We start from the raw sequence: 15,157 nt of genomic DNA on the forward strand, positions 1-15,157 counted from the left end.
TCGTGGATACCCCAGGACACGCCGATTTCGGTGGTGAAGTTGAGCGTGTAATGTCTATGGTTGACTCTGTGCTGCTGGTTGTCGACGCAATGGATGGCCCGATGCCGCAGACCCGTTTCGTGACCAAAAAAGCTTTCGCTAACGGTCTGAAACCAATCGTGGTAATCAATAAAGTTGACCGTCCGGGCGCGCGTCCTGACTGGGTTGTGGATCAGGTGTTCGACCTGTTTGTCAACCTGGATGCAACCGACGAACAACTGGACTTCCCTATCATTTATGCATCTGCATTGATGGGTATCGCGGGTAATGACCACAATGATATGGCGGAAGACATGACCCCGCTGTATCAAGCTATTGTTGACCATGTGTCTCCGCCACAAGTTGAGGTTGAAGCACCGTTCCAGATGCAGATCTCTCAGTTGGATTACAACAACTATGTTGGTGTTATCGGTATCGGTCGTATCAAACGCGGTAAAGTTAAGCCTAACCAGCAAATCACTATCATTGATAGCGAAGGCAAAACTCGTAACGCCAAAGTTGGTAAAGTTCTGACTCACATGGGTCTGGAGCGTATTGAAGCTACCGAGGCTGAAGCTGGCGATATCATTGCCATCACCGGTCTGGGCGAGTTGAACATCTCTGATACCATTTGCGATGTTACTGCTGTTGAAGCTTTGCCAGCACTGTCAGTTGATGAGCCAACCGTAAGCATGTATTTCTGCGTTAACACCTCTCCGTTCTGTGGTAAAGAAGGCAAGTATGTGACTTCACGTCAGATTCTTGACCGCCTGAACAAAGAGTTGATTCATAACGTGGCGCTGCGTGTTGAAGAAACCGAAGATGCTGATGCATTCCGCGTATCTGGCCGTGGCGAACTGCACTTGTCGGTTCTGATCGAAAACATGCGTCGTGAAGGTTTCGAGCTGGCGGTTTCCCGTCCTAAAGTTATCGTCCGTGAAATTGATGGCCGCAAACAAGAGCCGTTTGAAAACGTGACCTTGGACATCGAAGAACAGCACCAGGGTTCAGTCATGCAAGCCATGGGTGAGCGTAAAGCTGACCTGAAAAACATGGATCCAGATGGTAAAGGCCGTGTGCGTCTCGACTACTTGATCCCTGCTCGTGGTCTGATCGGTTTCCGTACTGAGTTCATGACCATGACTTCTGGTACAGGCCTGCTGTACTCCACATTCAGTCACTATGATGATGTGCGTCCAGGCGATATCGGCCAGCGCCAAAACGGTGTACTGATCTCTAACGGTCAGGGTAAAGCTGTTGCGTTCGCATTGTTCAAACTGCAAGACCGCGGCAAGCTGTTCATCGGTCATGGTACAGAAGTGTATGAAGGCCAAATCATCGGTATTCACTCACGTTCTAATGACCTGACTGTAAACTGCCTGACCGGTAAGCAACTGACCAACATGCGTGCATCGGGTACTGACGAAGCAACCACTCTGGTTCCTTTCCTGAAGAAAACTCTGGAACAGGCTCTGGAATTCATCGATGACGATGAATTGGTTGAAGTGACCCCGCTATCTATCCGTATCCGTAAGCGTCACCTGACGGAAAACGATCGTAAGCGTGCAGGTCGTGGTCCTAAAGAAGATTAATTCTTCTTGGTTCCATTGATACTTAGGGCGCGAAAAGCGCCCTGAGTTCTATCCTTTGCCACCTTCCTGCAATTTGAAATCTGTTTGCTATATTGATTTACGGCAAAAAATATTATTTTTCCTGACCGACCCCTCCTTTTTCTCCCTCACTCTGTTCAGTTTTCTTTTTTCCCGTTACAGTAAAACTCACCATCTAATTGGGAGAGCGCCATGCTGTATATCTTTGATCTAGGGAATGTGATTGTTGATATCGACTTCAAACGCGTATTGGGTGTCTGGAGTAAATTAAGCAGTGTTCCGTTGGCTACACTGAGTGAGCGCTTTACGATGGGAGAGGTCTTCCAGCAGCATGAGCGCGGTGAAATCAGCGATGAGGATTTTGCCCGTCAGCTAAGTGACGAAATGGGGCTATCGTTGAGTTTCGAACAGTTTGCCGAAGGTTGGCAGGCGGTGTTTGTGGCTTTACGCCCCGAAGTCATCTCGATCATGCAAAAGTTGCGGGCCGAAGGGCACCGAGTGGTGGTGCTATCTAATACTAACCGCCTACATTGCAATTATTGGCCACAGCATTATCCCGAAGTTGCTGCTGCTGCGGATCATATGTATCTGTCGCAAGATTTGGGAATGCGCAAACCTGAAGCCAGAATCTATCAGCATGTGCTGAGTGCAGAGAACATTCCGGCAGAACAAGCAGTGTTCTTTGATGATGTTGAGGCGAATATTGTTGCTGCCAGAATCGAGGGCATTACTGGTATCCACGTCACCGACCGAAAGGTTATTCCAGCTTATTTTTCCTGATAAGTTCTTGCTCAAGGCGTTAATGGGTTAGCCTTAAACATCACGCTAGCCCATAGCCTAAACACCGGTATTGATTGAGAGATAAACATGGCGAGTTTTCTGCGTTTTCGCTTATCTGCATCTTTAAAACCCTACATTACGTTCGGGCGAATGCTTTACACCCGAATAGATAAAGACGGTTTAACCATGCTGGCTGGGCATCTGGCGTATGTGTCATTACTTTCTCTTGTGCCATTGGTCACGGTGATTTTTGCTCTGTTTGCAGCTTTTCCGATGTTTGCTGACATCAGTATAAAATTGAAAGCCTTCATATTTGCCAATTTTATGCCTGCAACTGGCGATATCATCCAAAACTATCTTGAGCAATTTGTTGCCAACTCAAACCGCATGACCGTGGTGGGCACCTGCGGTTTGATTGTGACAGCGCTGTTGTTAATTTATTCCGTCGACAGTGTGCTCAACATTATCTGGCGCAGTAAGGTTCACCGGTCACTGGTGTTTTCATTTGCCGTTTATTGGATGGTACTGACATTAGGGCCAATTCTTGTCGGGGCCAGTATGGTGATCAGCTCGTATCTACTGTCATTGCAATGGCTGGCAAATGCCCAGGTAGACAGCATGATAGATGAAACATTGCGGCTATTTCCGTTGCTGATTTCCTGGGTTTCATTTTGGTTATTGTACAGTGTGGTGCCAACCGTTAGGGTGCCGGCACGAGATGCCGTTATCGGCGCGCTGGTTGCCGCATTATTTTTTGAGTTGGGTAAGAAAGGATTCACGATGTATATCACTCTGTTTCCGTCTTATCAGCTGATTTACGGGGTACTGGCCGTTATCCCAATTTTATTTCTTTGGGTTTATTGGAGTTGGTGCATTGTGTTGTTGGGAGCAGAGATTACGGTCACCTTGGGTGAGTATCGCACGCAACGCCATCAGGCCATCACAGAGAAGAACCCGGGTCAAAGTCAGGAGATGTAAGGCATTATGATTGCGTTGATTCAACGGGCGCTTAGCGCCAATGTCGTGGTTGATGGGGAAGTGGTGGGCGAGATAGGACCAGGGTTACTGATATTACTCGGTGTTGAACAGCAGGATACCGAGCAAAAAGCACAGCGCTTATGTGAAAAGGTACTGGGTTACCGGGTTTTTAGTGATGAGAACGGCAAAATGAACCTGAATGTTCAGCAAGCTGGGGGCAGTGTGCTGGTGGTTTCACAATTTACACTGGTTGCCGATACCCAAAAGGGCATGAGACCTAGTTTTTCTCGTGGAGCAGTTCCAGCAGAAGCTGACAGGCTTTATCAGTATTTTGTTGCCCAGTGTCACGAGCATGGTGTAAAAACGGAAACGGGATTATTTGCAGCGGATATGAAAGTTAGCCTGGTAAACGACGGCCCAGTGACGTTCTGGTTACAAGTTTAGAGACAGGACTTTGTTCAAGATTGAGGATTATGCCACAGATTTTATTAATAATTTTAACGAGAGAATGCTCCTATGTATCACTTGCGTGTGCCCACAACAGAACAAGAACTTAAAGATTATTATCAATTTCGTTGGGAAATGTTACGCAAGCCGCTACATCAACCGATAGGTTCTGAAAAAGATGCTTATGACGCAATGGCCCATCACCAAATGGTGGTGGATGAGCAGGGTAAACCTGTTGCTATTGGCCGCTTATATATCAATGCCGATAACGAGGCTGCTATTCGCTTTCTGGCGGTAGACCCATCAGTGAGATCAAAGGGGTTAGGGACGTTAGTTGCAATGACATTAGAGTCAGTGGCGCGTCAGGAAGGGGTAAAGCGGGTGGTGTGTAGCGCCCGTGAAGATGCTGTCGATTTCTTTGCCAAGTTAGGTTTCGTCAGTCAGGGAGAGATAACCGCCCCGCAAACCACGCCTGTTCGTCATTTCTTAATGATTAAGCCGGTTGTGACCATGGATGATATTTTGCACCGCCCTGATTGGTGTGGTCAGTTGCAGCAAGCCTGGTACGACCATATTCCATTGAGCGAAAAAATGGGTGTGCGCATTAGTCAATATACTGGCCAGCGCTTTGTCACAACCATGCCGGAAGCCGGTAATCAGAATCCACACCATACCTTATTTGCTGGCAGTCTTTTCTCATTGGCGACCCTGACGGGCTGGGGCTTGATTTGGCTATTACTGCGCGAGCGCCATTTAGGAGGCACTATTATTCTTGCTGATGCCCATATTCGCTACAGTGCACCTGTTACCGGGCGGCCAAGAGCAGTGGCAGAGTTAAGTTCGCTCAGTGGCGATTTGGATAGATTGGCCCGTGGCCGTCGTGCCAGAGTACAGCTGGATGTAAATTTATTTGGTAATGAAGAGGCCGGTGCGGTGTTTTCAGGAACATATATGGTCCTACCCGTCGATGTTGACAGTGATGGGGTTAACTAATTTTTATTATGCCCGTTCATTAATAACCCATGAGCGGGTAGTTTGGTGAATTATATATTCCTTTCTTTAGTTAATATAAATACGATGATATATGTATTCTATAATGTTTCAGATTTATTTCTTAAATTCTTTCCCAATATATAAAGCAGTAAATAGAGTAAATAATACACTGGACTATATGCGGGAATAGTTATTTAATCACTCACCGCCAATGTTAATTTTAGAATATTAACGAGTAATATATTGTTTAATATTAGTATGGGAGTTTAATTTTTAGATTATACAATTTAATTGAATGATATTTGTAACCTTATAAATAAGGAGAATTTAAATGAATAAAGATTGGCATAGACAAGAAATATTAGCTGCTATACGTAAAAGGAAAGGTTCACTTTCAGCATTATCAAGAGACAGTGGTCTATCTTCAGGAACACTGGCTAATGCATTAACACGTCCGTGGCCCAAGGGTGAAATGATCATCGCAGAAGCGATCGGGATTACGCCACAAGAAATATGGCCAAGTAGATTTATCGATTATCGTGGATGTAGCATTATTAGAAGAATAAGGAAAGTTTAAATAGGAGGTACAATGGAAGCATCACTATTCAATTCACTTCAATTACTCATAAGATTCTGGGAAAATAGCTCTGAACCTTGGGGGGTAAAAGATAATCAATCAAGATATGTTTATGCAAATAATAGATTACATAGGCTATTAGCTTTACCTGATAAGTTTAATATGGAAGGACGAACAGATGGTGAGCTTCCTACCCCAATATCAGAATTCCAACCTGAATATCAGGAGCATGACCGTAAGGTTAAGCTACTGCAAGATCGTATAACCTCGGTTGAAATACATGCATGGGATGGGCGTTCATACTATCAGCCTTATTTTGTTGATAAGTATCCACTTATGGATGAAAACGGGGTGTCTCAAGGTGTTATTTGTCATGGTAGACCAGTAGAGGATGTAGTATTAACATATTTAAATAAGATAAAAATACCTATATCACTCATTTTAACTCCGCCATCAGATTTGTTTTCAAAAAGAGAGTGGGAGGTGTTATTTTATATCCTGCATTCATTCTCAAGTACAGAGATTGCGAAGAAACTCTATTTATCCTCCAGAAAAGTCGATAATATCACACAGAAAATATATAAGAAGGCTGTTGTTTCCAGGCGACAACAGATGGTGGATTATTGTTATGAAAATAAGATCATTAACTATGTTCCTCAGAGCTTCTTCGAATACTCAGGTTCATTCCCATTAATGGAAGGATAATATCAATGTAACAGGAAAATATAATATGGATAACGTGCTGAAGAACCAACTGGAAATAATGATAAGATTTTGGGAGCGCAGTTCAGAGCCTTGGGGAATAAGAGATAATCAGTCAAGATTTATTTATTCAAATGCTCGACATCATAAATTATTGGGATTATCAGAAAAATATAATTTGGAAGGGCGATTAGATAGCGAATTACCTTCACCAACAGCCGCGTTTCAAATGGAGTTTCAGGCCCATGACCGTAAGGTAGAGTTATCGCAGGAGCGGATAACTTCAGTTGAAATACATGAGTGGGATGGGCTTTCATATTTAAAACCTAATTTTTGTGATAAATATCCGTTAATAGATGAAAATGGGGTGTCTCAGGGTATTATTTTCCATGTAAGACCAGTGGAGGATATCATTCTGTCTCGTCTAACTAAGATAACAATACCTACATCACTTATATTCACTCCACCATCAGATTTATTCACCAAAAGAGAATGGGAAGTGTTATTTTATACTTTGCACTCATTCTCAAGTAAAGATATCGCCAGAAAACTTCACTTATCACCTAGATCAATCAGCAATATTATTCAAAACATCTACAGAAAAGCCGGTGTCTCCAGCAAGCGGCAAATAGTGGACTATTACTATGAAAATAAAATTAGTAATTATGTTCCTCAAAGTTTCTTCGAATATTCTAAGTCTTTCCCCCTTATATAGACGTCTCTTTACGCCGATTACGTTCTATTTCACGTGATCGGCGGTTTGTGTTCAGAGTCATTGCTAACAAAGCTTGGAAGCACTGTTTATGTTCGCTTACTGCCCCGCTACGCCATGCACCTCGCCGTTTTGCATAGTTTGATTAACTTGCTGCCCGTGGCTGTCAGTGGCTTGTAGAGAGCCATTAATGGTGGGTTTCAATGGCTTATCTGCTGTCAGATTACCTGATATCCGTAATTTCAGATTACCAAGCCCTTGTAACGGTAAGGCTGGCCAGCCCCAGTTTTGTAAGATATTAAGGTCGACAGATCGGCCTGTCAGCGCAAGGGATAACGCTCTGCCAGGTGTTTGATCAATAGTAGCGGTGGCTTCCAGTAACCCCTCTTTGGTGAACGCACTTAAATCACTAACCGTAATCTGCTGTTCATTGGCGCTCAGAGCCAATGATGGGCGACGGACATCATTTTTATTAAAAGTCGCATTCCCAGCATTTAGCATCAATGAGCCGGACCACATTCCCCATTGGTGATTTTTAGCCAGCAGCAAATTAGTCCCCGCAGCATCCAGCGACGTAATTTGGAACGGGAAGTCCGGGCTGATATCAATCAATAAGTTACGGTTAGCATTCAACTTACTGATATAGACCTCAGACAACCAATTTGGCAGAGTTTGTTGCCATTGCTGCTTCCAGTCTGTGGGTAGAGTATAAACCAGTGCCACCAGTGTTAGCTCATCGAGTTGTAGGCGGTGGCTATCACGCAGCCAGTTACCTTGAGTTCTTAACAGACCATCCAGCCAACGAGTGGAGAACTGATTGATTGCCACCCCAGGCGTTGACAATGTAAATGTCGCGATTGGGTCAATCAGATGAATATTACCTTTAATAATGTCACCAGCATTAAGGGATAATTCGCCTTCGTCACTTTGCCAGTCGCCTTGCTTAAACGTGATATTTTTCAGCGTGAGATCTAAATCATTAAATGCCCAGTTTTTCCCTTCAACACGCGCATCAATTAAATCAAATCGTTTTAGTGTGATAGGAGGGAGCTGTAAAAATGTATTCCAGACATCTTCTAATGACGCGGGAGTTTGTAGACGGATATTACTCAAGCGCAGGCGGTCGACCAGCCAACTTCCGTCAGCTGATTGACTGGCATTCCCAGTCAGTTCCCCTTGCGCAATATCAGCCCCAAAATTACTCAAAGTCAGGGTATTTTTCTGTATTGAGCCTTGTAGATAAAGTTTTTCGGCTGTGATGCCATTAATAGTCAAAGATCCAGCACTAAACTGAAATTGAGCATTTTCACCCAGGCTATTACCGGGCAGTGGCTGCCAAGGGATCAATCCACCAGTGACTTGCTGACCTGTCACTTTCCACTGGTCTGCCTTATTTTGCGGTTCAATAGTGGTATTCAGCGCCATATTGGTCAGCCTCAAAGTATCAGCCTGCAAGGGTAACGGTGAGGTGCTGTTATTGAGCGTTAAGCTCCCATTTTGCAAATTAAGGCTGAGAAAATGACGAGGCTCAGTCAGTTGCCGCCAACTCAGACCCAATACGGCCTGCTGGGCAATAAGAAACGCGGGTTGCTTGGCCCGTCCTAGTGTGACATCAGTAAAGCTGACTTGCCCAGGTTGGGACCATGAGTGATCTATTTTCCCCAGAGAGAGGCGATATTCGCTGTTATCACTCACCCAGCGGCTTAGCCAACCGGCAGCCCAACTGGTCTGAAGCAGTACATAGCACAGCACTATCGACAGCACTAGTAGCAGTAATAACGTTAGCAGCACTTTCCCGAGAAATTTCATCCGGTATTTCCACGCCTGTCTGTATACGGAACTCTGTTTATGCCGCAAATCGTCCATTAGCTCAATAGACAATCAGTTATCGCAGCATAAAAAAATGGCCGGTGTCATTTACGACCGGCCATTTCAACGACGTGTTAACGCAAAGATTATTTTTCTTGTGGGAAGATGAGGTTAAGTACGATGGCAGTAATACCACCGGCAGCAATCCCGGAAGAAAGCAGGGTTTTGATCCAATCTGGTGCAAATTGCAGAATCAGTGGTTGCTGCGCCACACCCATCCCGACCGCTAATGACAACGCCATAATCATAATCGCGCGACGATTAAGGGTTTCGCGTGACACAATACGCACACCGGAAGCGGCAATTGTTCCGAACATCACCAGAGTGGCACCACCCAGCACAGGCTCTGGGATATGTTGTACGAACCCTGCGACGGCTGGGAACAGGCCCAGTACAATCAGCATCAGTGCGACAACAAAACCCACATAGCGGCTGGCAACACCGGTTAATTGGATAACCCCATTATTTTGGCCGAAGCAGGAGTTAGGGAAGGTATTGAACACGGCTGATAGCATGGAGTTCAAACCATTCGCCAAAACACCACCTTTTAAGCGCTTCATATACAGCGGGCCATGAACGGGTTGCTCTGATACATCCGAGGTCGCCGTAATATCCCCGATGGTCTCAAGTGAGGTCACCATGAAGATAAGCATTAATGGCACCAGCAGGTTCCAGTCAAAAGATAAGCCATAGTATAGCGGCGTCGGGATGGTGATCAGTGCGGTGTCAACGACAGGGCGGCTTTCGGGCAGCATACCCAGCGTCCACGCTAACAGATAGCCCACAGCCATGGCGATAACCAGTGAGGCGACACGTAGATACGGGTTGCGCTGGCGGTTTAATAAGATAATGACCACGAGTACTGCGCCCGCCAACATGAGGTTTTTAGGTGAACCAAATGTATGGTCGCTCATCGCACCATAACCGCCACCAATAGATGTCAGCCCAACCTGAATCAATGACAGGCCGATAATCATCACCACAATACCGGATACCAGTGGGGTGATAATGCGCCGCGCCAGATGCAGGAAACGGGACAATATAATTTCAGTACAAGATGCGACCATCAAGGTACCGAACAGGGCTGCCATCATGGTTGGGATATCCGCTCCGCCATTTTTCAGTGCCAAACCGCCCATAATCAGTGGAGAAACAAAGTTAAAACTGGTGCCTTGAATGGATAACAGGCCAGAGCCAACCGGCCCCCAGGTTTTAATTTGCAGCAGAGATGCCAGACCAGAAGCAAACAGTGACATGCTAATAATACGTTGAGTATCTTCTGCTGGTAGCCCTAGCGCCTGACAAATCAGTAAGCCTGGGGTGATTACCGCGACAAACATAGCCAATAGATGTTGGCATGCGGCAAACAGTGTTTGCGCGAGTGGAGGGCGGTCTTCTAAACGATAAATTAATTCGCTGGGGCGAGTGGTTGCCTGCTGTGGTGTATCAAGTTCGGCGGATTGCGTAGACATGGAGTGGCATTCCCGGATCGGCAAAGAGGGCATTTTAATGATCCGCTTCACAAAAGCAATCGGTTGCGCTGCATTTTTTTAAATATTTATACCCATGCTTGTTCATGTTTTTCTTTTACTAAACTTGTAATTAGGGGCATTTTTTTTTCTAATCCCTCCTCTTACTGCTTTGGCGTTTATTAAGGAACTGTCTAACGTCATATTTTTATTCGATATTTCAATCGCATGGAGTACCAAGATGTTTCATCTCGATACCTATGGCACGCTAGTCGCGGCCTGTTTGGTTTTATTGTTAGGCCGAAAACTGGTACAAACTGTCCCTTTTCTAAAAAAGTACACCATTCCTGAACCGGTTGCAGGTGGTCTGCTGGTGGCTTTTATGATGCTGCTGATGCAAAAGACCCTCGGTTGGGAAATCAGTTTTGATATGTCGCTGAAAGATCCCTTGATGCTGGCATTCTTTGCAACCATCGGCTTGAATGCCAACCTGGCCAGTTTACGTGCCGGCGGCAAGGCCTTGAGTGTATTTGTTTTTGTGGTCGTCGGCCTGCTACTGATGCAGAACGCGATTGGTATTGCTCTCGCGAAACTGATGGGGTTAGACCCGCTAATGGGTTTATTAGCCGGTTCAATTACATTATCAGGTGGGCACGGCACGGGGGCGGCGTGGAGTAAAGTGTTTGTTGAGCGCTATGGCTTTGAAAATGCAACCGAAGTGGCTATGGCCTGCGCAACATTTGGTCTGGTACTGGGCGGGTTGATTGGCGGCCCGGTGGCTCGCTATTTAGTAAAACACTCTTCCACACCAGATGGTACCCCAGAGGATAGCGAAGTCCCTTCCGCTTTTGAAAAACCCTCTGCTGGCCGCATGATCACCTCATTGGTGTTGACCGAAACTATCGCCATGATCGCAATTTGCCTCATGCTTGGCCAAGTGATTTCTGCTGGGTTGCAGGGCACGATGTTTGAATTACCGACCTTTGTCTGTGTGTTATTCGTCGGGGTTATTCTCAGTAACTCGCTATCGGCAATTGGCTTCTATAAAGTGTTTGATCGCGCAGTCTCGGTGCTGGGTAACGTCAGTTTGTCACTGTTCCTGGCAATGGCTTTGATGAGTTTAAAGCTGTGGGAGTTGGCGTCATTGGCATTGCCGATGTTGGTGATTCTGTCGGTACAGGCATTGGCGATGGCACTGTACGCTATCTTCGTTACTTATCGGTTGATGGGCAAAAACTATGATGCGGCAGTGTTAGCGGCGGGGCATTGTGGTTTCGGTTTAGGCGCGACACCGACGGCTATTGCCAATATGCAGGCCATTACTGACCGTTTCGGCCCATCGCATTTAGCCTTCCTGGTGGTACCAATGGTTGGTGCGTTCTTTATTGATATCGTCAATGTGATCGTGATTAAGCTATATCTGTTACTGCCAATCTTCCCAGCAATAGTGGGATAATTCTGTTGTAAGGTAATTCTGTTGTAAGTTGATAGTATTAAGGGGCGGTTTTATCCGCCCTTTATTCATCAAGCATTTGTATAACGCGTTCGCTCTGGTAGCCAGCGTTCAATCAATGCCTGCGCATGTTCGGGATATTGTTGATGTAGGTGGCGAGCCACTCGTTGTACTTCTGGGATCATTGCCTGATCACGCAGTAAATCAGCCACTTTAAACTCGGCACTGCCGGTCTGACGTGTGCCTAAGAGCTCGCCGGGGCCACGTATTTCCAAATCCCGCTGAGCAATAACAAAACCATCATTACTGTCGCGCAACACTTGCAAACGCATTTGAGCTGTTTTGCTCAGCGGCGTTTTATACAGCAAAACACAGTGTGAAGCGACAGCACCACGGCCAACACGGCCACGTAACTGATGTAATTGCGCTAATCCTAATCGCTCTGGGTTATCGATAATCATCAAACTGGCATTTGGAACATCAACCCCAACTTCAATGACTGTGGTGGCAACCAGTAATTGCAATTCACCTTGCTTAAAGGCCAACATAACAGCCTGTTTTTCTGGCCCTTTCATCCGTCCATGAACCAAACCGACTTTAATCTCCGGCAAGGCGATTTTCAGCTCTTCGCAGGTGACTTCAGCAGCCTGAGCTTCTAACAGTTCAGATTCTTCAATTAAGGTACAAACCCAATAAGCTTGCCGCCCCTCTTCTAAACAGGCATTTTTGACCCGTTGAATAACATCACTGCGGCGGGTATCCGGAATTGCCACTGTCGTGACCGGAGTTCTACCCGGTGGCAGTTCGTCGATTACTGAGGTATCAAGGTCTGCGTAGGCAGTCATGGCCAATGTTCGGGGAATTGGCGTTGCGGTCATAATCAACTGGTGCGGATGGAAGCCTTGCTCCTCGCCCTTTTCCCATAACGCGAGCCGCTGATGAACACCAAAACGATGCTGCTCATCAATAATAACGAGAGCTAATCCAGAGAATTGTACTTGTTCCTGAAACATGGCGTGAGTCCCCACGACCATAGAGACTTGGCCGCTAGCGACAGCTTCTTGTTGTGCCAGGCGCGCCTTGCCTTTTTGTTTCCCAGCCAACCAGCCAACTTCCAAACCTAAAGGCTCCAGCCACTGGCGGAAAGTATTCGCATGTTGTTCAGCCAGTAATTCAGTCGGCGCCATCAATGCAACCTGCTTACCGTGCGCAATAGCGCGCAGAGCAGCCAGTGCGGCAACCAGTGTTTTGCCAGAACCCACATCCCCTTGAATCAGCCGCATCATAGGGAAGTTATGCGTCATATCTTGTTCGATTTCCGCCACGACCCGCTGCTGGGCATGGGTTGGCGTGAAGGGCAATGCCGCAAGAAAACGTCGTTTAAGTTGTTCTTCGGGTAACAGTGGTAGCGCCCGATAGCTCTGCGCTCCCGCTCTGACTGCCAGCATGCTGAGGTTATGGGCTAGCAATTCTTCCATTATTAAGCGCCGCTGTGCGGGATGTTTGCCCTGCTCTAAATCAGCTAGTTGAATATCTGCTGGTGGACGATGCAAAGTATGAATAGCTTCTGGCAAGCTGATCAGCGAGCGGCTTAATTCAATCGGTAGCAATTCGGCAATAACACTGGAGTCCAGCATCGCCAGTGCTTGATCAATCAGTTTACGCAGCGTTGCCTGACGAATGCCTTCCGTGGTGGGGTAAACGGGGGTCAATGACTCCTGCAATTCAACACCAATATTTTCGCCATGCACCCGATATTCTGGATGAATGATTTCTGGGCCGGTATTACCCCGTTTAGCTTCACCATAGGCAATCACATGCTTGCCTGGAGATAAGCTATTTTTCATCGCGGCATTGAAGTTGAAAAAGCGCAGGGTAAGCACACCGCTACCATCGCTGATTTGGCAGGTCATCATACGGCGGCGGCCAAAACTGATATCTGAACGGAGAACTTCACCTTCAACAGTGACCGACAGTCCGGGCAACAGATCGCCAATTCGGTATAACCTGGTGCGATCCTCATAGCGTAACGGAAGGTGAAGCAACAGATCTTGAATGGTTTCCAGCCCCATCTTCGCCAGCTTTCCAGCCTGACTTGCGCCAACACCGGAAAGTGTACTGAGGGGTACGGCATCCAGTAGGCGGCCTCTCATTTAAGACTCCGTGGATTGCATGGCAGACCACCATTGCGTATCGGCAATAACCTGACCCTGCTCATCAATATAAGGCTGAGGAAGCCCTTTACGTTTAGCCACTTGCGCCAGCACCGGGTAGCCACCTTCAAATAATAGCCGCTGTTGCTCATCTTCTGACAAAAGACTCTGAGTTCGCTGATACATACCGGCATTCTGCCGTTGGCGCTGCGCTTCATATAAAATTAGCGCTGAAGCGACTGATACATTCAGTGATTGCACCATTCCGATCATCGGAATAATGATGTCTTTATCTGCCATGGCCAAGGCTTCTTTAGATATACCAGTTTTTTCCTGCCCCATTAAAATACAGGTTGGGCGGGTATAATCAATTTCACGGAAATCTACTGCTTTATCAGACAGATGAGTCGCGAGTATTTGCATACCCTGCGACTTCAGATGAGTAATGGCATCGGTAATATGAGAGTGTGTTTTTACCTGAACCCAACTGTTGCTACCGGCAGCCGAAGAGAGCCGAGTGTACATTGCAGGGGTAGGCCAAATCGCATGAATCTGATGAATACCGACGGCATCAGCAGTGCGAATAATCGCGGATACATTATGAGGTTTATGTACTTCTTCCAGGCAAACCGTTAAGTCCGGCTGCCTGGTCGCAAGCATTTCACAAATCCGCGCATAGCGTTGAGGATTCATAGGCGTTAATTACGGTTACGGCTGACTTTGACCACATCTGGCATGATACGAATTTTACGCATAATGTTAGCCAGATGGACTCGGTCACGAGTAGTCAGGCGAATAAAGGCGCTGTATACCCGGCCATCTTTCTCTTCAGTATTCAGGCTTTGAATATTAGATTCCGCCGCATTAATCGCAGCGGTCAGATTTGCCAGGGCACCTTGCTGGTTAAACATATCGACTTTTATTTCAGCAATAAACTCTTGCTCAGTCTCTTGATCCCATTCAACCGCCATAAACTTCTCAGGCTCTTTCTGGTAGCCACGGATATTACGGCAGGATTCATGATGGATAACCAAGCCTTTACCCGGACTGATATGGGCAATAATGGGGTCACCCGGAATAGGACGGCAGCACTTGGCAAAGGTAATCAGGACACCATCGGCACCTTTAATTGCCAGATTACGTGTGCCAGAAGTTGCCAGTGTGGATGGGTCACCTAGCAGGTTTTTAGCCACCACCACACTCATTGCATTACCCAAGCCAATTTCCGCCAGCAAATCATCCAGCGTCGCCAGCTTCATGCGATCCAGTTCATGTTTGATATTTTCTTCAGGAATATCAGACAGTTTTCGACCATTCCCTAAAGCATGATTCAGTAATCGGCGGCCAAGGCTTACCGACTCATCACGTTTCAGGTTTTTCAGCAATTGACGAATTT

The 15,157-nt window shown here is 46.4% G+C and carries 14 protein-coding genes; 9 read left to right on the forward strand and 5 right to left on the reverse strand.

The genetic code is table 11. The features are described 5' to 3' along the window. The 8 genes from typA to ACNSO8_RS09905 all read left to right on the forward strand — a co-directional run. On the forward strand, positions 1 to 1,610 hold a 1,610-nt coding region (gene typA, locus ACNSO8_RS09870), incomplete at its 5' end, for a translational GTPase TypA (protein WP_418394497.1). A 210-nt stretch (positions 1,611 to 1,820) separates the two neighbouring features. Next, on the forward strand, positions 1,821 to 2,408 hold the full coding sequence (gene yihX, locus ACNSO8_RS09875; protein ID WP_005175743.1) for a glucose-1-phosphatase: 588 nt from the start codon (positions 1,821 to 1,823) through the stop codon (positions 2,406 to 2,408). An 87-nt stretch (positions 2,409 to 2,495) separates the two neighbouring features. Next, positions 2,496 to 3,386: a virulence factor BrkB family protein gene (locus ACNSO8_RS09880; protein WP_019080341.1), complete on the forward strand. Its 891-nt coding sequence runs from the start codon at positions 2,496 to 2,498 to the stop codon at positions 3,384 to 3,386. 6 nt (positions 3,387 to 3,392) lie between these two features. Continuing rightward, a complete protein-coding gene (gene dtd / locus ACNSO8_RS09885) occupies positions 3,393 to 3,830 on the forward strand; it encodes a D-aminoacyl-tRNA deacylase (protein WP_019084377.1) in 438 nt (145 codons plus the stop codon). Positions 3,831 to 3,902: 72 nt separating this feature from the next. After that, complete coding sequence (gene fabY / locus ACNSO8_RS09890) at positions 3,903 to 4,826, forward strand: fatty acid biosynthesis protein FabY (protein WP_019080339.1); 924 nt, start codon at positions 3,903 to 3,905, stop codon at positions 4,824 to 4,826. Between the two features lie 331 nt (positions 4,827 to 5,157). Continuing rightward, complete coding sequence (locus ACNSO8_RS09895) at positions 5,158 to 5,403, forward strand: helix-turn-helix domain-containing protein (RefSeq protein WP_019080338.1); 246 nt, start codon at positions 5,158 to 5,160, stop codon at positions 5,401 to 5,403. A gap of 12 nt (positions 5,404 to 5,415) precedes the next feature. Beyond that, a complete protein-coding gene (locus ACNSO8_RS09900; protein WP_046049945.1) occupies positions 5,416 to 6,108 on the forward strand; it encodes a PAS domain-containing protein in 693 nt (230 codons plus the stop codon). Between the two features lie 25 nt (positions 6,109 to 6,133). Then, the gene (locus ACNSO8_RS09905) at positions 6,134 to 6,820 is read left to right on the forward strand and encodes a helix-turn-helix transcriptional regulator (RefSeq protein WP_418394498.1); all 687 of its coding nucleotides are present in this window, start codon (positions 6,134 to 6,136) and stop codon (positions 6,818 to 6,820) included. 96 nt (positions 6,821 to 6,916) lie between these two features. On the opposite strand, the gene ACNSO8_RS09910 is transcribed toward ACNSO8_RS09905, so the two are convergent. Next, positions 6,917 to 8,626, reverse strand: a complete 1,710-nt coding sequence (locus ACNSO8_RS09910; RefSeq protein ID WP_418394499.1) for an AsmA family protein — start codon at positions 8,624 to 8,626, stop codon at positions 6,917 to 6,919. A gap of 146 nt (positions 8,627 to 8,772) precedes the next feature. Beyond that, positions 8,773 to 10,158 carry a uracil-xanthine permease family protein gene (locus ACNSO8_RS09915; protein ID WP_046049948.1) on the reverse strand — a complete coding sequence of 462 codons (1,386 nt, stop codon included), beginning with the start codon at positions 10,156 to 10,158 and terminating at the stop codon, positions 8,773 to 8,775. Between the two features lie 238 nt (positions 10,159 to 10,396). Between ACNSO8_RS09915 and gltS the strand changes: the two genes are divergently transcribed. Next, positions 10,397 to 11,611: a sodium/glutamate symporter gene (gene gltS / locus ACNSO8_RS09920; RefSeq protein ID WP_019080333.1), complete on the forward strand. Its 1,215-nt coding sequence runs from the start codon at positions 10,397 to 10,399 to the stop codon at positions 11,609 to 11,611. 68 nt (positions 11,612 to 11,679) lie between these two features. Here gltS and recG read toward each other — a convergent pair whose 3' ends face one another. The 3 genes from recG to ACNSO8_RS09935 form a co-directional block, all read right to left on the reverse strand. After that, positions 11,680 to 13,761, reverse strand: coding sequence for an ATP-dependent DNA helicase RecG (recG, locus tag ACNSO8_RS09925; protein ID WP_019080332.1), 2,082 nt, complete (start codon positions 13,759 to 13,761; stop codon positions 11,680 to 11,682). Next, the gene (gene trmH / locus ACNSO8_RS09930; RefSeq protein WP_026017939.1) at positions 13,762 to 14,454 is read right to left on the reverse strand and encodes a tRNA (guanosine(18)-2'-O)-methyltransferase TrmH; all 693 of its coding nucleotides are present in this window, start codon (positions 14,452 to 14,454) and stop codon (positions 13,762 to 13,764) included. A 5-nt stretch (positions 14,455 to 14,459) separates the two neighbouring features. After that, a partial coding sequence (locus ACNSO8_RS09935; protein ID WP_418394500.1) for an ACT domain-containing protein occupies positions 14,460 to 15,157 on the reverse strand: 698 nt, incomplete at its 5' end.

It is taken from the genome of Yersinia sp. LJYL362 (genome assembly GCF_048323875.1).